Origin of the sequence: Pseudomonas sp. REP124, from assembly GCF_020164475.1 — a bacterium.
In the GTDB taxonomy this organism is placed as follows: domain Bacteria; phylum Pseudomonadota; class Gammaproteobacteria; order Pseudomonadales; family Pseudomonadaceae; genus Aquipseudomonas.
The window spans coordinates 105,272-124,500 of record NZ_JAIQWX010000001.1 but is presented as its reverse complement, the minus strand read 5'-3'; the positions used below and the strand labels follow the sequence as shown (position 1 = coordinate 124,500).

Here is a 19,229-nt window from a genome sequence, read left to right as displayed (position 1 = left end):
TGCAAGATAGGCTGTTACCGGTAACATTTTTAATTTAACAACGAGTTCCGGAGCAGCGCAAGCCGCTCCGATCAAAAAAAATCAGGTGCTTTCCCGTGCCAGGATCTTGAACTCGATGACATCGGACTGTCGTGGACGAGGCAGCCCAAGGCGCTGCGCGTTGGCACTGTCGACGAGCAATTCGCCGGCGCGTCGGCCAATCCGGTAAGGGTCCACCGAGACGGTGGTGATGGTTGGCGTGCAATAGCGCGAGACTTCGAAATCACCGAAACCGGCGATCGCGATGTCATCGGGTACTCGTCGCCCTTGGCGATGACATTCCATGATCGCGCCGAAGGCCGACAGGTCACTCACGCACATGACCGCGTCGGTGTCCGGCCATTTTTCCAGCAGCCGTTTCACGGTCTCTCCACCGTGGCTCATCGTGATGGGCGATTCACCATGCTCCATCACCCTGGGCTCCCCTGCCCCCACCGCCGCGACAGCTTGCAGGTAGCCTTGCAGGCGTTGCTGCCCCCGATGGTCGAGAACCGATGCGCCGCCGATGTAGCCAATTCGCCGATAGCCCTGCTGGTAAAGGTGTTCGTACAGGGCTGCGGCAGCGGCGGCGTTACAGAAACCCACCGACTGCTCGATAGGATCGGCTGGAATGTCCCAGGTCTCCACCACCGGGACTTGTGCCTGACGCAACAGCTTGCGGGTTTCTTCCAGGTGCGCGCTGCCGGTCAACATCACTCCGACCGGCCGATGGCGCAACAGCGTGCGAACCAGCAACGCCTCCTGCTCCAGGTGGTAATCGGTATCGCCCAACAGCAGGCACAGACCATGCCCGCTCACGGCATCGTTGAGGCCGCGCACGGTATCGGCAAAGTTCGAACTCGCCAGGGACGGCACCAGCGCGACGATGAATTCAGAGCGGCCCGTGGACAAGGTGCCCGCGGTGGCATCAGGCAGATAACCGAGGCTATCGATCGCATCCAGAACCAGCTTCTGCGTGCGCTCGGAAACGTCGCGACCGGCCAGTACGCGGGACACCGTCATCTTCGAAACACCAGCCAGCTTGGCGACATCGGCCATGCGCGGCGGCGTCGTGGTTTTGCTTGAATCCTCGGAACTCATGAACGTCCTGTCTTCGCTGAAAAATGACCGGGCGGATCATGTCAATCAACGCCGCCGATACGGATGGTGGCCGATTATACATGGGCTGTCACATACCGGCTCTGCTCCCGGCAGAGGGTAATCTCGCCATTGGAAACTTCAGAGCAAGCACTTTACAAAAACAATGTTACCGGTAACATCAGGCCAAACAGGACACCAATCGATGCCGCCCAACGCGCATTGAAGTTCGCCATAAATCCAACAAGAGAAATGACCCATGCCTGATAAAACTCCTCTGTCCCTGCGCAGCCAGCAATGGTTCGACGATCCGGATCATGCGGACATGACCGCGCTCTACGTCGAACGCTTCATGAACTACGGCATGACGCGCGAGGAGTTGCAATCGGGTCGCCCCATCATCGGCATCGCCCAGACCGGTAGCGATCTTGCGCCGTGCAACCGTCACCACCTTGAACTCTCGCAACGCACCAAGGCGGGCATTCGCGACGCCGGCGGCATTCCGATGGAATTCCCCGTTCACCCGATGGCCGAACAGACCCGTCGCCCCACTGCCGCACTGGACCGCAACCTGGCGTACCTGGGCCTGGTAGAGATTCTCCATGGCTTCCCGCTCGATGGCGTGGTGCTGACCACGGGCTGCGACAAGACCACCCCGGCCTGCCTGATGGCGGCAGCGACGGTCGATATCCCGGCGATCGTCTTGTCCGGCGGACCGATGCTCGATGGCCACCACAAGGGCCAGTTGATCGGTTCCGGCACCGTGCTGTGGCACGCGCGCAACCTGCTCGCCAGCGGCGAGATCGATTACGAAGGTTTCATGGAGATGACCACCGCGGCCTCTCCTTCGATTGGTCACTGCAATACCATGGGCACCGCGTTGTCGATGAACGCGCTGGCCGAAGCCCTGGGCATGTCGCTGCCAGGCTGTGCGAGCATCCCGGCGGCCTATCGCGAACGCGGCCAGATGGCCTATGCCACGGGCAAACGCATCGTCGAGATGGTTCGACAGGACATTCGTCCTTCCGGGATCATGACCCGCGAATCTTTCGAGAACGCCATCGCCGTGGCCTCTGCCCTGGGCGCCTCGACCAATTGCCCGCCGCACCTGATCGCGATCGCGCGGCACAGCGGCATCGACCTGAGCCTGGAGGACTGGCAACGCATCGGCGAAGACGTGCCGCTGCTGGTCAATTGCATGCCCGCCGGTAAATACCTGGGCGAAGGCTTCCACCGCGCCGGCGGTGTTCCCGCGGTCATGCATGAACTGAAGAAAGCCGGTCGCTTGCACGAAGACTGCGCCACGGTCTCGGGCAAAACCATCGGCGAAATCGTCAGCAACAGCGCGGCCAGCGATCCGGATGTCATCCATGCCTTTGAAGACCCGCTGATCCAGCGCGCCGGATTCATTGTGTTGAGCGGTAACTTCTTCGACAGCGCCATCATGAAGATGTCGGTGGTGGGCGAGGCCTTCCGTAAAACCTACCTGTCCGAACCTGGCGCAGAGAACACCTTCGAAGCCCGCGCCATCGTGTTCGAAGGTCCCGAGGACTATCACGCGCGCATCAACGACCCGGCTCTGGACATCGACGAACGTTGCATCCTGGTCATCCGGGGCTGCGGCACCGTGGGTTATCCCGGCAGCGCCGAAGTGGTCAACATGGCGCCACCGGCGCATCTGATCAAACGCGGCATCGATTCGCTGCCCTGCCTGGGTGACGGGCGCCAGAGCGGCACCTCGGCCAGCCCGTCGATTCTCAACATGTCCCCGGAAGCTGCGGTGGGTGGCGGGATCGGCCTGCTGGAAACCAATGACCGTCTGCGCGTCGACCTCAATGCGCGCCGAGTTGATCTGCTGGTCGATGAAAGCGAAATGGCCCGTCGTCAGGCCGCGTTCAAACCGACCATCCCGGCATCGCAAACACCTTGGCAGGAAATCTATCGCCAGCAGGTCGGCCAACTTTCGACCGGTGGCTGCCTGGAGCCCGCGACCTTGCACCTGCGGGTCATCGCGCGAAGCGGCAATCCACGTCACTCCCACTGATTGGCACATTCTGCAGAGGTATTTCCATGTCCATTTCCACCGTTGCAAACACTTTGTCGGACCTGTACGCCACCGCTCAGGATGTCTCGCAAGGCACCTGGATCAGCCGCGTCTGGATTCCGGGCGCCGCTCCAGGGCCGGCCGTGGTTCTGCTTAAAGACCGGCAGGTCCATGACATCAGCGCACGGGTTGCGACCGTATCCGCCCTGTTGGAGCTCGATGATCCCGTTGCCTATCTGCGCAGCCTGCCCTTGCAGCAGCCGCTGATCGGCCTCGATGACTTGCTGCGCAACAGCGACGCCGCCAACCGTGACGAAACCCGGCCATGGTTGCTGGCGCCCATCGACCTGCAGGCGGTGAAAGCCGCCGGCGTGACCTTTGCCACCAGCATGCTCGAACGCGTGGTCGAGGAGCAGGCCAAGGGCGATCCGGCCAAGGCCGACAGCATTCGCGCGACACTGGTGCAAAGCATCGGCGCTGACCTGGGCGACATTGTGCCGGGCTCGGTGCAGGCCGCCGCGCTCAAAGAAGTGCTGATCAGCCAGGGCATGTGGTCGCAGTACCTGGAAGTGGGCATCGGACCGGACGCCGAGATTTTCACCAAGGCGCAGCCACTGTCGGCGGTGGGTTTTGGATCGGATATCGGCATCCATCCCAAGTCCAGCTGGAACAACCCCGAGCCAGAAGTGGTGCTGGCCGTTTCCAGTCGCGGCAAGATCCAGGGCGCGACCCTGGGCAATGACGTCAATCTGCGCGACTTCGAAGGCCGCAGCGCCCTGTTGCTGTCCAAGGCCAAGGACAACAATGCATCGACTTCCCTTGGTCCTTTCATCCGCCTGTTCGATGAGACTTTCGGCATCGACGATGTCCGTTCGGCGGAAGTCGCCCTGCGGGTCGAGGGCCAGGATGGCTTCATTCTCGACGGCAGCAGCTCCATGAACCAGATCAGCCGCGATCCAACGGATCTGGTGGCACAAACGCTCAACGAGAACCATCAATACCCCGATGGCTTCGTGCTGTTTCTCGGCACTCTGTTTGCCCCCAAGCAGGACCGCGATCTGCCGGGTGGAGGCTTCACCCACAAGGTGGGTGACACCGTCGCCATCAGCAGCCCCAAGCTCGGCACGCTGGTGAACCGGGTGACGACGAGCGACCGCGCTCCGGCCTGGCAGATCGGTTATCGCGCCCTGCTCGACAACCTGCACGGCCGCGGCCTGGTCGATGCCGCGATCAAGCCACGCTTACCCTCAGGAGCATGACGATGAGTGATTACACCGGACACAACTTTATCGATGGCCAACGCAGCGCCGCGGGACACGGGAGCCTGCAAAGTTTCGACGCGACCACCGGCGAGCCGCTGCCAGGTTTTTACAGCGAGGCCACGCGTGAAGAAGTAGACGCAGCCGCTCAAGCAGCAGCAACGGCCTACCAGCCTTACCGCACGTTGCCTGCCACTCGACGCGCCGCCTTTCTCGACGCCATCGCCGATGAGCTCGACGCACTGGACGAAGAGTTCATCGCAACGGTTTGCCGGGAAACGGCGTTGCCTGCTGCACGTATTCAAGGTGAGCGTGCTCGCACCAGCGGCCAGATGAGGCTGTTTGCCAAGGTCCTGCGCCGGGGTGATTTTTTCGGCGCGCGGATCGACCGCGCCCTGCCCGATCGCCAGCCGCTGTCACGCCCCGATTTACGCCAGTACCACATCGGGATCGGCCCGGTTGCCGTGTTCGGCGCGAGCAATTTCCCCCTCGCCTTCTCTACCGCGGGTGGCGATACCGCCGCAGCGCTGGCCGCCGGTTGCCCGGTGGTTTTCAAGGCCCACCCGGGTCATATGGCTACCGCCGAGCGCGTGGCTCTGGCCATCATCCGCGCCGCCGAAAAGACTGAAATGCCCGCGGGCGTTTTCAACATGATTTATGGCGGCATGGTGGGCGCCTGGCTGGTGCAACATCCGGCGATCAAGGCGGTCGGTTTCACCGGTTCGCTCAAGGGTGGACGGGCACTGTGTGATTTGGCGGCGGCACGGCCAGAACCGATCCCGGTGTTCGCCGAGATGTCGAGCGTCAATCCGGTGTTGGTACTGCCTGAAGCGTTGAAAGTACGCGGATCGAAAATCGCCGCCGAGCTCAGCGCTTCGGTGGTCCAGGGTGCCGGACAGTTCTGCACCAAACCCGGCATGGTCATCGGCATACGCTCGCCCGAGTTCCAGGCATTTCTCGATGAGCTGGCGCAGCAGATCAACGCCCATCCCGCGCAAACACTGTTGAACGCCGGCGGTTTGTGCAATTACACCGATGGTTTGACCCGTCTGCATGAGCACCCGCAGATCCAGCATCGCGCGGGACAACCTCAAGCCGGCGGCCAGGCCCATCCGCAATTGTATGAAGCAGCCGCCGAGTTGCTGATCAATGGTGACGAGCTGCTGCAGCATGAAGTATTCGGCCCGGTCGTCGTGGTCGTTGCGGTGAAAGATCGCGAGGAACTCCAGCGAGCATTACAAGGCCTGCAAGGCCAACTGACCGCCACTCTGATCGCCGAGCCCGCGGACCTGGAAGCATTCGCGGATCTGACGCCATTGCTGGAACTCAAAGCCGGTCGCCTGCTGCTCAACGGATATCCCACCGGAGTCGAAGTCTGCGACGCAATGGTCCACGGCGGCCCCTACCCTGCTACTTCGGATGCACGCGGATCGTCCGTGGGCACCGTGTCCATCAATCGTTTCCTGCGCCCGATCTGTTTCCAGAACTACCCGGACAATCTGCTGCCTGATGCGCTGAAGAATGCGAATCCGTTGGGGATTGCGCGGTTGGTGGATGGCGTGAGTACGACTGAGGCCGTCAGTTAAGGCCAAACCCGGTCCCTGTAGCAGCTGGCGCAGCCTGCGTCCGGCTGCGAAGCAGTAGTAAATCCTGAGCGCGGGGTACACCTGACACACCGCGTTGCCCGATTTCACGACTGCTTCGCAGCCGGACGCAGGCTGCGCCAGCTGCTACAGGTTTCGAAGATGACGTTGTTCACGTGTTCATAGTGGTTACCCGCAACCCATCAATACGCCGCCTCATAAATCCCTAGCGCATCGGCTTCGCTGACTTCACGCGGATTGTTCACCAGCAGGCGCTGCTGTTGCATGGCGTCCGCTGCCAAGCGGGTCAGGCTGTCTTTGGTGACTGCAGTGTCTCGCAGTCGATCCGGCAATCCGCAACGAGCACCCAGTTGCGCGAGTTCTGCAACGAACTGTTCAGCCCGAGCATCACAATCCCCCGCTTTGAACCGCTCGCCCAGAATCAGCGGCGCCAACTCGGCATAGTCCGCTGCCGCGACGGGCAGGTTGAATTGCAGCACGTGGGGCAGCACCAACGCATTCGCCAACCCGTGGGGAATGTGGAATTGCCCGCCCAACGGATAGGCCAGTGCATGCACCGCCGCCACCGGCGCATTGGCAAACGCCTGGCCGGCAAGACAGGCGCCGAGCAGCATGGCTTGGCGAGCGGCCAGATTGCTGCCCTCATGTACCGCCTGGTGCAGATTGCCGGACAACAGCCGCAGCGCCTCCCGAGCCAGCAGGCTCGACAGCGGATTGCGCTTGAGTTTGCTGGTATAAGCCTCGATGGCATGCACCATGGCATCGATCCCCGTCGCCGCTGTCACGGCCGGCGGCAGACCCAGTGTGCAGGCGGCATCCAGCACCGCCAGATCCGGTAGCAGCAACGGCGAAACGACGCCCATCTTGGTGGTGTCGCCGGTGGTGACGATCGCGATCGGCGTGACCTCGGAACCGGTCCCTGCAGTTGTCGGCACCTGGATCAGCGGCAGGCGCCGCCCGCGTGCCTTGTCGACGCCATACAGTTCGGCGATGGACTGTGCGCAATCGGGACTGGCCAGCAGCGCAACCAGTTTGGCGACGTCCATCGAGCTGCCACCGCCGAAACCCACGATCAGGTCCGCGCCGATATGCTGCGCGCGTTGCGTGGCGGCCAGTACGCAGGCCTGACTCGGGTCGGCCGATACTTCGCTGAAAATCGCCACCGCGACCTGCGCCTCGGTAAAGCCCGGCAACACGTCATCCAACAGACCCAGGCGTGCGATTCCCGGATCGGTGACGATCAATACACGTCGCGCGCCACGCTCGCGGCAAAGGCCGGCCAAGCGCCGGGTGGAGCCGGCTTCGCAGAGAATCTGCGCGGTGGTGGCAAAGCTGAATGGCTGCATGGCAGCGCCTCCTTATTATTGTTATGGGTCTGCAATCAACAGGCGAAGTCGCAGGCCGGCATGGCCATCAGGCAGTCGGCGCCGCCGAGCAACGCCTCGCGATGTGCCGTGGCCCGTGGCAACACGCGGCGCCAGTAGAAATCGGCAGCGTGCAGCTTGGCCTAGTAGAAGGCTGTTTCGCCGCTGCCATTGGCCAGCTCGGTGCTGGCTCGCAGCGCCGCCTGCAACCAGAAACCGGCCAGCAGGATGTAGGCAGAGTAGGCGAGAAAATCCACCGAGACCCCGCCGATTTCCTGCGGCTCTCGTTGGCAGGCTTCGATGATGGAAGCGCCGAGTGCACGCCATTCTTCGAGTCGTCGGGCGACCGCCACAGCCATCGCCTGCAGTTCGACGTGAGCGCCAGCCGCGTCGACGTGCCGGCCAAACTCCTCGATCAGCGCGTTCAGCTCCGCGCCACCGTCACCCAGCAGTTTGCGGCGAACCAGGTCCAGCGCCTGGATACCGTTGGTACCTTCATAGAGCTGGGTGATACGGCTGTCGCGCATCAGTTGCTCCATGCCCCACTCGCGGATGTAGCCATGGCCGCCGTACAGCTGCACGCCGAGGCTCGCGACTTCTTGGCCGACATCGGTGAAGAAGGCCTTGACGATGGGGATCAGCAGCGCGGCGCGACGGGAGGCCGCGCCGCGGATCTGCGGATCCTGCGCGGCGTGTTCGAGGTCCAGTTGCCGCGCCGTGTAGATGCCCAGCATCCGGCAGCCTTCGGTGAGGGTTTTCTGGGTGAGCAACATGCGTCGCACATCGGGGTGGACGATGATCGGATCAGCCGGCTTGTCCGGCGCCACGGCACCGGTCAGCGAACGCGACTGCAAGCGTTCGCTCGCGTAGCGCAAACCACCCTGGAACGCCGCCTCGGCGATGCCCAAGCCTTGCAGGCCGACCTGGAAACGGGCGTCGTTCATCATGGTGAACATGCAGGCCAGTCCTTGATTGGCTTCGCCGATCAGCCAGCCTCGCGCACCGTCGAAATTCATCACGCAAGTGGAAGCGCCCTTGATCCCCATCTTGTGCTCCAGCGCCCCACAGCTCAGGGCGTTTCGCTGCCCATCAGGCATCACCTTGGGCACCAGGAACAGACTGATGCCCTTGACCCCTGCCGGTGCATCGGGCAAGCGGGCCAGTACCAGATGAACGATATTGTCCGTCAGGTCCTGCTCGCCGCCGCTGATGAAAATCTTGCTGCCGGTAATCTCGAAGCTGCCATCGACATGGGGCTGCGCGCGAGTGCGCAGCAAGGTCAGATCGGTGCCGGCCTGCGGCTCGGTGAGACACATGGTTCCACTCCACTGGCCGCTGACCATCTTGCCCAGCCAGGCTTGCTTGAGCGCTTCGCTGCCATGGCGATGCAACGCCAGCACCGCACCTTCGGTGAGCCCCGAATAGATGCGAAAGGACAACGACGCCGCCATCAGCATTTCATGGAAACTGGCCGACGCCATTTGCGGCAGCCCCTGCCCCCCGAACTCCACGGGACCGGTCATGCTTGCCCAGCCGTTGTCGACGTACTGACGATAGGCCTCCTTGAAGCCGTCCGGGGTGCGGACATTGCCCTGCGCAAGCAGACAGCCCTGTTCATCGCTGTTGCGGTTAAGCGGCGCGATCACTTCGCCGGCGAATCGCGCCGCTTCTTCGAGAATGCCATCGAGGGTGTCGCGGTCCAGGTCGATGCCCAGTTGTTCGCAGTGACCGCAGACGTCGAACAGTTCGTGCAGCACGAACCGCACCTCTCGCAACGGAGCCTGATAGTTCATGCCAGTTCCCCCGCCACTTCACCGAAATGTTTGTTGCGGGCGCTCAATTGGCCGATCAGCGCCGCAGGGCGCCAGTGCTCACCCAGCACCTGCTGCAAACGTTCGAGGCGAGCGCCAATCGCGTTCAGCCCTTGCGAATCCGCCCAGGCCATCGGCCCGCCGATCTCGGCGGGGAAACCGTAGCCATTGATCCAGACCTGATCGATGTCATGACTGTTGGCAGCGATGCCCTCTTCAAGGATTTTCGCGCCTTCGTTGATCAGCGCGAGCAGGCAGCGCTCGAGAATTTCCTGCGCGTCGATGGCGCGGCGGCGATAGCCAAGGCCATGGGAAACCTTGAGCACCAACGCATCGACCTGCGGATCGTGCTCGGCCTTGCGACTGCCGGGAGCGTAACGGTAGTAACCCTGGCCGGTCTTCTGTCCCAGGCGACCGAGTTCACACAGGGCATTGTCGATTTGCACCAAGGGAGCCTCCATGCCCTGGCCGGCCAGTTGACGGGCGCGCCATTCCAGATCGATGCCGACCACGTCGTACATGCGAAATGGCCCCATGGCGAAACCGAATTGCTGCAGCGCCTCGTCCACCTCGTACGGCAGCGCGCCTTCGAGCAGTAATTTGCGCGCTTCGGCGACATAGCTGCGCAGCATGCGGTTGCCAATGAAGCCCGGGCAATTGCCGGCGATCACCGCCACCTTGCCGATGCGCTGGCCCAGGGCCTGCGCCGCGTGCAGCACCGCGCTGTCGGTGTGCTTGCCGCGCACGATTTCCAGCAGTTTCATGATGTGCGCCGGGCTGAAAAAGTGCAGGCCCAGGACCTGCTCTGCACGACCTGTCACGGCGGCGATGCTGTCGATGTCCAGTGCCGAGGTGTTGCTGGCCAGAATCGCCCGCGGCTTCAGATGAGCATCCAGTTCGCGGAAGATCGCCTGCTTGATTTCCAGATTCTCGTAGACCGCTTCAATCACAAGGTCGGCGTCGGCCAGGCTGGCGTAGTCGGCTACCGGCCGGACCCGGCGCAGATTGTCGTCAGCCTGGGCCTGGGTGATGCGTTGTTTATCGACTTGCTGCGCCCAGGTCTGCTCGATCATTGTCAGGCCCGCGTCGAGGGTGGCGGCATTGTTTTCCAGCCACAACACCGACAACCCGGCACTGGCGAGGCTGACGACAATGCCGCGCCCCATGGTGCCGGCGCCAATCACGGCGACCTGCTGGATTTCAAAAGAGTTACTCACGCGCGGCGCTCCTGCTTTTGTGAAAAAAGAACAGCCGTCACCCTAAGCAGGCATCAAGTATTTTTGAAATTTCATTTTCATATGCCATATATTCCCGACATGAATACATTGAATTTCGATCTGAACCTGCTGCGGGTCTTCGACATGCTCCTTCGCGAGCAGAACGTCTCCCGCGCGGCCGAGCGTCTGTCTCTGACTCAACCGACCGTCAGCAACGCCCTGGCACGCTTGCGTGATCAACTGGGCGACCCGTTGCTGGTGCGCGTCGGACGGCGCATGCGCCCTACTCCCCGGGCGCTGGCGTTGGAAGGGCCGATCCGGGCCGCCTTGCAGCAGATCGAGCAGACCCTGGTCATCGGCGATGCCTTCGAACCGCAACACAGCCAGCGCCAGCTACGCATCGCCGTCACCGATTTCGTCGAGCAGATGTGCATGCCGCCCCTGCTGGCACGCCTACAGGGACAAGCGCCATCGCTGCGAATCGATGTCGCGCACCTGACACCGGACCTGCCGGTCGAGGCGCTGGATCGCGGTGAACTCGACCTGGTGCTGGGTCGCTTCGATGACGTGCCGGCACGCTTCAGCCGGCATCTGTGGCGCCGCGAGACGTTGCGGATCGCGGTGCGCCGGGGTCACCCGGAAATGGGCAACGGCCTGACCCTGGACGCGTTCCTGCGGATGCGCCATCTGTGGGTGCATGGCGGTCAGACCCGCGGCATGGTCGATCAATGGCTGGCCGAGCAGAATCTCGCACGGCAGATCGTCTACACCACCCCCAACTACCTGCAGGCCGCTCATCTGGTGGCGGCCACGGATCTGTGCGCCGTGTTGCCCACGACACTGGCGCAACACTTCGCCACGCTGTTGCCCCTCGACGTTTTCGAATTGCCTTTTGCGCTGGAGCCCTTCGAGCTGGAGCTGGTGCACCTGACCCATCGTCAGCACGACCCTGCGCTGGCTTGGCTGGTGGAGCAGATCATGACGGTTGCAGCCCCCTGAGCCATCGCGCAACGCGATAGGTACCATGCCGCTCTGGTATTGGATGCCGTCCGGCGTGCTCCTTAGAGTGGATCGCCTCAACAATAACAAGGACCCTTCCATGCGCTTCACACAGCCTTTGCTGGCACTTGCCCTGCTGGCGCCGCTCGGCGGGTACGCCGCGACGCCCGCCAAAGACGCCACCGAGATCACCCGTCACAACAATCAGGCGTGGCTGCAGCGCCTGCCCTTTGCCGACACGGCCGACTTCGACGCGGCACGGCGCGGGCTGATCGAACGCTACGAGGGCGTCATCGCCAACGCAGGCGGCAAGACGGTCTGGGATTTGAGCCAATATGCGTTCCTCAACCAGCAGAATTCCCCTGCCACGGTCAATCCCAGCCTGTGGCGCATGGCTCAGCTCAACACCATTGCCGGTTTATTCCAGGTCACGGAGGGCATCTATCAGGTTCGTGGCCTGGATCTGGCGAACATGACCATCGTCGAAGGTGACAGCGGTTTGATCATTCTCGACCCTTTGTTTTCGGTCGAAACCGCCAGGGCCGGAATTGAGCTGTACTTCAAACATCGACCGCGCAAGCCGGTCACAACGGTGATCTACACCCATCCCCACGTCGATCATTTTGGCGGTGTACGAGGGGTGATCGACGAGGCGGATGTGAAGGCAGGCAAGGTCCAGGTCATCGCGCCACAAGGCTTCTTCGAACACGCCATCGGCGAGAATGTGCTGGCAGGGCCGGCGATGAAACGTCGTGCGCAATACATGTACGGTGCGCCCCTGCCACGCAGTGCACGCGGCCAGGTGGATGCCGGGCTGGGCAAGGGTGTGCCGGCGAACGCGACCGTCAGCCTGATTGCCCCCACCCGGGAAATCACTCAGCCGCTGGAGCGCCTGACACTGGACGGTATCGACGTCGAATTCCAGCTGACCCCAGGGACCGAGGCGCCGGCGGAGATGAACATCTATTTCCCTCGCTTCAAGGCGTTGTGCATGGCGGAGAACGCCACCCATGTGCAGCACAACGTGCTCACCTTGCGCGGCGCGCTGGTGCGGGACCCGAAAATCTGGGCACATTATCTGGACCAGTCACTGGTGCGCTACGGCCATCAGGCCGACGTGGTTTTCGCCCAGCATCACTGGCCCACCTGGGGCGGTGCGCAGATCCGCGATTACCTCGCCGACCAGCGCGACATGTACGCCTTCATCGACAGCCAGACCCTGCGCCTGATCAACCAGGGCCTCACGCCCATGGAAATCGCCGATACCCTGACCTCCCTGCCACCGCGACTGGCCAGCAAATGGTACAGCCGCGACTACTACGGTTCGCTGAGCCACAACGTGCGAGCGGTGTATCAGCGCTACATGGGCTTTTACGACGGTAACCCGGCGAACCTCGATCCACTGACACCCCAGGCAGCCGGCAAGCGTTACGTCGCAGCCATGGGCGGCGCCGAAAAGGTGCTGAGCCAGGCGCGCAAGGCCTTCGGCGAGGGTGATTATCGCTGGGTGGCGCAGTTGACCAATCACCTGGTGTTCGCCGAACCGGACAACAGCGAAGCTCGTCACTTGCAGGCCGATGCGCTGGAGCAGATGGGTTACCAGAGCGAGAACGCCACCTGGCGCAACGCCTACCTCAGTGGTGCTCAGGAACTGCGCGACGGCGTGGCCGCGGCGACCGGCAGCGGCGGCAATGTCGATGACATGGTGCGCGCGCTGACGCCCACGCTGTTCTTCGACTATCTGGGTGTGCGCGTGGATGCGCTCAAGGCCAGCGAACATGACCTGACGATCAACTGGCGATTCACCGACCTGGACCAGGACTACGCCCTGACCCTGCGCAATGGCGTGCTCACCCATCGGGATCTGACCCGGCATGGGCAGGCCGATGTCGAGATCAGCATGAGCAAGGCGACGCTGGACCGGATCGCGCTGAAGCAGACGGGTTTCCTGAAAGAAGCGACCGTGGGCGATATCACCATCAAGGGTGAACGGGTGAAATTCCTGCGCTTCATGGGTGGTCTTGAAGAGGCTGACGCACGATTCAATATCGTGACGCCTTGACTGCTGCGGGCGGCGCGTCAGGCGCCGCTCAACAGCGCAAGCATCGCGCTGACACTCAGCAGGCCAACCACCGCACCCAGTGCGAAGATCGCGCGGGGTGCCGGAGCCGCGCGTTCGACCTGCAACATGACCAACCCCTGTCGATACCGACGCCCCTGCCTGGCCAACAGCATTAACGCCGCGACGGCCCCCATCGCCGTGGGCAGCGGATCACCCAACCGCCCGGCAAGCACCACCACGGCAATCAGCGCCAGCAAAGTTCTTCGCCAGGCCAGTTCCGTGCGCTCGGCCTGTAACCCGGGATCACCCATGCCAGTGCCGCCAGAGCACGCCACCGACCAACACCGTGGCGACCACACAGCCCAATGCCAGCGACGGTGCCAGCGCCGGCAAAGGCAGCGCCCGACGCTGGCGCAGCGCACGCTCGACCCGCAGCCAGCGCACGCAGGCGCCCGCGCTGACCATCAGGCTCAGCACCAGCAGGCTCACCGCCATGACCATTCGCGGCCGCGCCTCGAACACCTGGGCCGTCAGTGCCTCGATGGCGATCCCGCCACCGAGCAACGCCAGCGATGTGCGAATCCAGGCGAGAAAGGTGCGCTCGTTGGCCAATGTGAATCGCGGGTCGGGCGACTCTCCAGGGCCCAGCAGAACGTCAGCCAAACCACGGCGCTTGGGCGGCATCCCCATCAGCGCACACCAAAACTGCGCAAGGCGCCCGGCGAGAAATACGAGAGGCTGGTGCGCAGGTTGAAGACGTAGGGCATGCGTTGTTCATTGATCAGGCCCGAGACGTGATAACGCCCGCTCTTCAAGTCATAGGTCGCCTCCATGGCATTGACCGCCGCCTCGCCGCCGGGGTGATAAAAACTGTGCGCCCCCGTGGTCCGCCACAGCGTTCCCTGTTGATCGTAAAGGTCGGCCTCGAGAATGGCCCAAGTGTCTTCGTCGATGTAGTAACGGCGCTTTGAGTAGATGTGCTGGGCGCCTGGCTTGAGCGTCGCGACTACTTCCCAAACTCGATGCAGCTCGTAGCGGGTGGGCACGGGATCGACGTGACCCGGGCGGATCAACTCGTTGTAACGCAGATCCGGTGATGCCAGGCGATAGCTGTTATAGGGCACGTGCAGCAACTTCTTGCCCACCAGCTGCCAGTCATAACGATCCGGCGCGCCGTTGAACATGTCGCGACTGTCGGCGGTGCGCAGTCCCCCCGTTCCCGGTCCGGTGGTGTCGTAGGCAATACCGGGCGCACGTCTGACCCGGCGCTGGCTGGAACTGTAGACCCACGACAGGCGCGGCTCGGCGACCTGGTCGAGGGTTTCATGCACCACCATCGCATCGGCGGCGAGCCGCGATGGCGCCGTCATGCGGTAGGTGAAGTAATAAAGAATGTTGTCGGCCCCCGCCTCCGGCAGTCCGTCCGGGCGGGCAAATTCCTGGCGCGCGCTCATCAGGGTGAAACGGCCGTTGCCCACTGGCGTGACACTGTCGGAGACCAGGCTGTAACTGGCGTTGCGGTTGCGCGTCAGATGATTCCAGATCACTTCCAGGCCGTTGTGCGGCACAGGGAAGGCGACGGCCCCGGCAAATCCGCGCAGGCCGTTGCCCTGGTCCGCCAGCTGCGCGTGGTCAGCATTGCGCGCGGCCGACGCGGCAAGTGGCGCCGGGATCGGGACGCTGCGATGGGTGGGGTAGACCGGCAGTTTCATCGTCTTGGGGTAACGCTTGAGCAAAGCGATTTGCCCGGCCGTCAGCTGGTCCTCGTACCGGGTGTAATTCTGCGCGGTGATCTCGTACAGCGGGCGCTCCCCGGCAAACGGGTCGACCGGCGTGCCGTTGCTTTCCAGGCGTTGCTGAGCGGCCGTGAGCCCGCCCTGCCAAGCCGGAATTCGCCCATCGGGTGAAGCACCGCGTTCGGCGCCTATGGGCGTCAGGTCCGGCGGCAATTGGCCCGTGGCCAGCGCGCCGGTGGCCCACGTCATCGCGAACAGCAGACAGCAGGAGACGGGCCTCAGGGACGGCCGGAATAAACCTCGAGTACGGGTTGTCATCACTCTTAACCTCTTATTGTGTTTATCAGAGAGTGAACAGCTGGTGGTCCCGGCGGATACCTTTGAAAGGCTGTCGGGACAAGGTGGCAAATCAATCTTCCCGGGTGTTCGGATAGCCTCAGGATGTGTATCAATGGATACTAAGTAGGCCCCTGGGGCCCGACAAATAGCGTCTTCAGATAGTTGCCATAGCACTTCGGCATAGCCAGAGATTTGCCCATGACTTTGAAACAGCTGCGTTACCTGATCGCCATTGCCGAAGCTGGAAGCTTCTCCAATGCCGCACGCCGGGCGTTCATCGCCCAGCCTGCCCTGAGCCGCCAGATCGGTTTATTGGAAAGCGAACTGGACATGCAACTGCTGGCCCGTCAGCACGACGGCATTGAGCTGACCGATGCCGGACGACAGCTGTACGAGGTGGCGCGGTCGGTGATTCAACAGATCGATTCGGTGAAGGACGAGCTCAAGTCCAGTCGCGGCAACCCGATGGGTCACGTCTCCATTTCCATTCCGGCCACCGCGTCCGCGCTGCTGCTGCCGCCGATCATCACCCAGGCGCAGGACAAGTTTCCGGGGATCAAACTCACGGTATGGGATGGTTTGAGTCGCGAAGGCGGCCAGGCGATCGAACTGGGCAAAGTGGATTTCGGCGTCGTGCCCAACGCAGAAGAACTCGATCATGTCATTGCCGAACCGGTCTTCACCGAAGACCTGTACTGGGTCGGCACCCCTGCCCTTGAGGCGGACGCCTCGCCGATCACCCTTGCCGAAGCGGCGGCCACACGGCTGGTGATGCCACCGCGTGCCCTGCACCTGCGGCGGCGGATCGAGCAGGCGGCGATGGAGGCCGGGGTATCAGCAGCCTGGTGCGTGCCGGTCTTGCGGCAACCATCAGCAACTGGCCGCCGCTGACCGAACTGCTGCAACCGATCTCGGCACGCCTGATTGTGGAACCACGGATCACCCGCACCATTTCCCTGGCCCATTCGCAGCACAAGCCGCTGTCGTTCGCGGCCACCTGCATGCGCGACCTGGTGCGCGGGCTATTGATCGAGGCGGTGCGCGATGAGCGCTGGAAAGGCAGCCTGATCGAACGCACGCTCGAGGATGAGTTGAGCACCAGTGATGAGTAAGGGCGCTGCATCGCGCAGCGCCCGGCGTTTTCAATTGACCCGCGGCTGCGCGACTACAACGACCTGATTGAGCCGCTCGCGGGTTTTCTGTGGGTCCATGCGCCACAACCCGATCAGCCCCGCCACCACCAGCACCGCGCCGCAAACCAAAAAGCCCTCGCCATAACCGGCCGGATGCTCGGCACCCGCGCCCTGCACCAGGATCCCGGTGACCACCGGCGCCGACAGACCGGCCAGAGAGGCAATGCCATTGCCGATCGCCAGAATGCCCGCGCGCTGGCTGCCCGGCGTGAACTCGGCGAGCATCGCCGGCCCCACCGAATACATCACCAGCGCCAGGCCGCCGCTGAAGGTCAGGCAGACGATTCGTTCAATGCTCGACAGCCCCGGCAGGAACAGCGCGGCGCTGAGCAGACCGCTGGCGATCAGGCAGAACGAAACGAACGCCCCTCGCGACCAGCGCGTCGCCATACCGCCGCGCATCAGGCGCTGCGAAAGCCAGGCCATGAACAGGCTCAGCGGCGTGGTGACCACGACGAACAGCACGAACACCCGACCAGTCATGATCGGATCGATGCCCAAGCCGTTTTCCAGATAGCTCGGCACCCAGGTCAGGGTCAGCGCCAACGACCAGTTGGCCGCGAAATGGCACAGATAGTTGCTCAGTACTGTGCTGTCGGTGAGCAACTGTCGATATGGCACACGCTCGTCGTCCTGCTTCAACTGACCCGGGCGGATGCGATCGAGCGTGCCTTCACGTCCCAGCAGCCACCACAGCACGCACCACACCGCGCCAATGGCGGCCAGCACGATGAAGTTCATGCGCCAGCCGTAATGCACGCTGATCCAGGGGATCATCGCGCCGGCGACCAGCAGGCCGAAGGCACTGCCGGTATGCAGCAGCGCCACCGGCAGGTTGCGTCGGTCGTTGGGAAACCACTTGTACAAGGCGTGGGTGGCCACCGGCGACGCCGGCCCCTCGCCGATGCCCAGCAGCACGCGACAGGCGACGATGGCCCACAAAGAGGTGACAAACAGCATCGGCAACTGGATCAGCGCCCAGAACGCGCCCATGCCCAAGAGCAGCGTGCGGGTCGGTCGGCGATTGGCCATGAAGCCACCGACCACGGCGGAAATCGCGAAGAACCAGTGCAAGGCGCCGCCCACCAGGCCGAATTCGGTCGGTGTCAGGCCAAGCTCTTTGGACATCGGCACCGCGACCAGGCCGATGACCACCTTGTCGAGGAAGTTGACCAGCATCAGCAGTGCCAGCAGAACCGCAACCATCCAGGCCGTGCCCAAACGTGCGGGGGTGTCAGAGTGAGTCATGGTTGTCTCTCGTTATTGTTCTTGTCTGAGCGTCCGGCCAGGTGCGGCCGGACGTGCGGCGGCACTGCTAGCCAGGCATCAGAACGCCTTTGGCAATGGTGTTGCGCTGGATTTCACTGGTACCGGTCAGGATGCGCATCATACGGGTCGCGCGGAAGATCCACTCCACCGCATTGCCGCGCAGCAACCCCGCGCCACCGTGGATCTGCACCGCACGGTCGGCGATACGGAAAGCGGTCTCGGAGACGAACAGCTTGCACATCGGTGCCTGCGTACGGATATCGCCGCCCGCGTCGTTCACCGCTGCGGTCGCATAAACCATGCTGCGTGCAGCATGCAGCTCGGTCGCCATGTCGGCAATCATGTGATTGATCGACTGGAACATTGCGATCGGCTGGCCGAACTGCTTGCGCGTGCGCGCGTAATCGATCGACAGGTTCAGCGCCAACCCCGCCAGGCCCAGCATCGTCGGGCAATGCAGCAGACGATTGAGCGTGATGCGCCCCATCGCCAGCTTGAACCCCAGCCCTTCCTCGCCGATGCGGTTGGCCACCGGCACGCGGACGTCGTCCAGGAAAATATCGCCGTGCGCGCCACCACCGGACATCACCGAGTAGTCGCTTTCGATCCGCACGCCTGGCGCCTTGAGGTCGACGAAGAATGCCGAGATGCCCTGGGCGCCGCTACCCGGCCCGGTGACAGCCAGCAGCACCGCGATATCGGCATAGGGAGCACCCGAGATGAAACGTTTGCTGCCGTTTAGGATGTATTCGTCGCCGTCGCGACGGGCACTGGTCTTGATCGCCGTGGCGTCGGAACCCGCCTCAGTCTCGGTCAGCGCGAAACATACGGCCTTCTCCGCGCGGCATACCGGTTGCAGAAAAGCCTCCACCTGGAACGGACTGGCCACCTTGAACAGATGGCCCACGCGCGGTGGACCGGACAACTCACCCAGAATATGCGGCGCCAGCATGGAGCCGGTCAGCACGGTGGCTTCCTTCACCGCGCACAGATCCGAAGCATTGAGCCCGGCGCCGCCAATCGCCTCGGGCAGCATGATGTTGTAGAAGCCCTGCTCACAGGAACGCTTCCAGACTTCCTGCAGCACCTCGCGCGGATGGGGCTCGGCCCAACTCAGGCCTGCACGCTGTTCAAGGGGCAGGATTTCGTCGCGAACGAATCCACCGATGGCCTCGATGATCTGGCTGGCCTTTTCACTTGGCTGGTACATGGTGAT

Annotated in this window: 13 protein-coding genes and 2 pseudogenes; 6 read left to right on the top strand and 9 right to left on the bottom strand. The window is 63.0% G+C overall.

Annotated elements, in window-relative coordinates; genetic code table 11:
- Positions 1–81: 81 nt before the first annotated feature.
- The gene (locus tag K9857_RS00410; RefSeq protein WP_224532928.1) at positions 82–1,119 is read right to left on the bottom strand and encodes a LacI family DNA-binding transcriptional regulator; all 1,038 of its coding nucleotides are present in this window, start codon (positions 1,117–1,119) and stop codon (positions 82–84) included.
- 256 nt (positions 1,120–1,375) lie between these two features.
- On the opposite strand from K9857_RS00410, the gene K9857_RS00405 reads away from it, so the two are divergent.
- From K9857_RS00405 to K9857_RS00395, 3 genes are read left to right on the top strand one after another with little or no spacing between them, the layout of a single operon-like run.
- Complete coding sequence (locus K9857_RS00405) at positions 1,376–3,160, top strand: IlvD/Edd family dehydratase (RefSeq protein WP_224532927.1); 1,785 nt, start codon at positions 1,376–1,378, stop codon at positions 3,158–3,160.
- Between the two features lie 26 nt (positions 3,161–3,186).
- A complete protein-coding gene (locus K9857_RS00400; RefSeq protein WP_224532926.1) occupies positions 3,187–4,419 on the top strand; it encodes a fumarylacetoacetate hydrolase family protein in 1,233 nt (410 codons plus the stop codon).
- 2 nt (positions 4,420–4,421) lie between these two features.
- Positions 4,422–6,005, top strand: coding sequence for an aldehyde dehydrogenase (NADP(+)) (locus K9857_RS00395; RefSeq protein WP_224532925.1), 1,584 nt, complete (start codon positions 4,422–4,424; stop codon positions 6,003–6,005).
- Positions 6,006–6,205: 200 nt separating this feature from the next.
- Here K9857_RS00395 and K9857_RS00390 read toward each other — a convergent pair whose 3' ends face one another.
- The 3 genes and pseudogenes from K9857_RS00390 to K9857_RS00380 form a co-directional block, all read right to left on the bottom strand.
- Complete coding sequence (locus K9857_RS00390; protein WP_224532924.1) at positions 6,206–7,369, bottom strand: iron-containing alcohol dehydrogenase; 1,164 nt, start codon at positions 7,367–7,369, stop codon at positions 6,206–6,208.
- 35 nt (positions 7,370–7,404) lie between these two features.
- Positions 7,405–9,180: pseudogene (locus tag K9857_RS00385) on the bottom strand (acyl-CoA dehydrogenase C-terminal domain-containing protein).
- The gene (locus K9857_RS00380; protein ID WP_224532923.1) at positions 9,177–10,415 is read right to left on the bottom strand and encodes a 3-hydroxyacyl-CoA dehydrogenase; all 1,239 of its coding nucleotides are present in this window, start codon (positions 10,413–10,415) and stop codon (positions 9,177–9,179) included. Before K9857_RS00380 ends, K9857_RS00385 begins: the two are co-directional and overlap by 4 nt.
- An 81-nt stretch (positions 10,416–10,496) precedes the next feature.
- Between K9857_RS00380 and K9857_RS00375 the strand changes: the two genes are divergently transcribed.
- Together K9857_RS00375 and K9857_RS00370 are read left to right on the top strand one after the other, a co-directional pair.
- Entirely contained in the window at positions 10,497–11,414 is a 918-nt protein-coding gene (locus tag K9857_RS00375; protein ID WP_224532922.1) for a LysR family transcriptional regulator, read from the top strand.
- A gap of 100 nt (positions 11,415–11,514) precedes the next feature.
- Positions 11,515–13,476 carry an alkyl/aryl-sulfatase gene (locus K9857_RS00370; protein ID WP_224532921.1) on the top strand — a complete coding sequence of 654 codons (1,962 nt, stop codon included), beginning with the start codon at positions 11,515–11,517 and terminating at the stop codon, positions 13,474–13,476.
- A 17-nt stretch (positions 13,477–13,493) separates the two neighbouring features.
- Here the strand turns inward: K9857_RS00370 and K9857_RS00365 are convergent, their stop codons facing one another.
- From K9857_RS00365 to K9857_RS00355, 3 genes are read right to left on the bottom strand one after another with little or no spacing between them, the layout of a single operon-like run.
- Positions 13,494–13,787 carry a DUF202 domain-containing protein gene (locus tag K9857_RS00365; RefSeq protein WP_224532920.1) on the bottom strand — a complete coding sequence of 98 codons (294 nt, stop codon included), beginning with the start codon at positions 13,785–13,787 and terminating at the stop codon, positions 13,494–13,496.
- Positions 13,780–14,166 carry a YidH family protein gene (locus K9857_RS00360; RefSeq protein ID WP_224532919.1) on the bottom strand — a complete coding sequence of 129 codons (387 nt, stop codon included), beginning with the start codon at positions 14,164–14,166 and terminating at the stop codon, positions 13,780–13,782. Before K9857_RS00360 ends, K9857_RS00365 begins: the two co-directional genes overlap by 8 nt.
- A complete protein-coding gene (locus tag K9857_RS00355) occupies positions 14,166–15,461 on the bottom strand; it encodes a DUF1329 domain-containing protein (RefSeq protein WP_224532918.1) in 1,296 nt (431 codons plus the stop codon). Before K9857_RS00355 ends, K9857_RS00360 begins: the two co-directional genes overlap by 1 nt.
- Positions 15,462–15,749: 288 nt before the next feature.
- Between K9857_RS00355 and K9857_RS00350 the strand changes: the two are divergent.
- Positions 15,750–16,663 (top strand): annotated as a pseudogene (locus tag K9857_RS00350) (LysR family transcriptional regulator).
- Between the two features lie 30 nt (positions 16,664–16,693).
- On the opposite strand, the gene K9857_RS00345 reads toward K9857_RS00350, so the two are convergent.
- Positions 16,694–17,950 carry an MFS transporter gene (locus tag K9857_RS00345; protein ID WP_224532983.1) on the bottom strand — a complete coding sequence of 419 codons (1,257 nt, stop codon included), beginning with the start codon at positions 17,948–17,950 and terminating at the stop codon, positions 16,694–16,696.
- A 109-nt stretch (positions 17,951–18,059) separates the two neighbouring features.
- The gene (locus K9857_RS00340) at positions 18,060–19,223 is read right to left on the bottom strand and encodes an acyl-CoA dehydrogenase family protein (RefSeq protein WP_224532917.1); all 1,164 of its coding nucleotides are present in this window, start codon (positions 19,221–19,223) and stop codon (positions 18,060–18,062) included.
- Between the last annotated feature and the right edge of the window lie 6 nt (positions 19,224–19,229).

Bases quoted from the DNA above. Each gene is read 5' to 3' on its own strand.
- K9857_RS00410 (WP_224532928.1), bottom strand. From the start codon at position 1,119: ATGAGTTCCGAGGATTCAAGCAAAACCACGACGCCGCCGCGCATGGCC.
- K9857_RS00405 (WP_224532927.1), top strand. From the start codon at position 1,376: ATGCCTGATAAAACTCCTCTGTCCCTGCGCAGCCAGCAATGGTTCGAC.
- K9857_RS00400 (WP_224532926.1), top strand. From the start codon at position 3,187: ATGTCCATTTCCACCGTTGCAAACACTTTGTCGGACCTGTACGCCACC.
- K9857_RS00395 (WP_224532925.1), top strand. From the start codon at position 4,422: ATGAGTGATTACACCGGACACAACTTTATCGATGGCCAACGCAGCGCC.
- K9857_RS00390 (WP_224532924.1), bottom strand. From the start codon at position 7,369: ATGCAGCCATTCAGCTTTGCCACCACCGCGCAGATTCTCTGCGAAGCC.
- K9857_RS00375 (WP_224532922.1), top strand. From the start codon at position 10,497: ATGCCATATATTCCCGACATGAATACATTGAATTTCGATCTGAACCTG.
- K9857_RS00370 (WP_224532921.1), top strand. From the start codon at position 11,515: ATGCGCTTCACACAGCCTTTGCTGGCACTTGCCCTGCTGGCGCCGCTC.
- K9857_RS00365 (WP_224532920.1), bottom strand. From the start codon at position 13,787: ATGGGTGATCCCGGGTTACAGGCCGAGCGCACGGAACTGGCCTGGCGA.
- K9857_RS00360 (WP_224532919.1), bottom strand. From the start codon at position 14,166: ATGGGGATGCCGCCCAAGCGCCGTGGTTTGGCTGACGTTCTGCTGGGC.
- K9857_RS00355 (WP_224532918.1), bottom strand. From the start codon at position 15,461: ATGACGTGGGCCACCGGCGCGCTGGCCACGGGCCAATTGCCGCCGGAC.
- K9857_RS00345 (WP_224532983.1), bottom strand. From the start codon at position 17,950: ATGGTTGCGGTTCTGCTGGCACTGCTGATGCTGGTCAACTTCCTCGAC.
- K9857_RS00340 (WP_224532917.1), bottom strand. From the start codon at position 19,223: ATGTACCAGCCAAGTGAAAAGGCCAGCCAGATCATCGAGGCCATCGGT.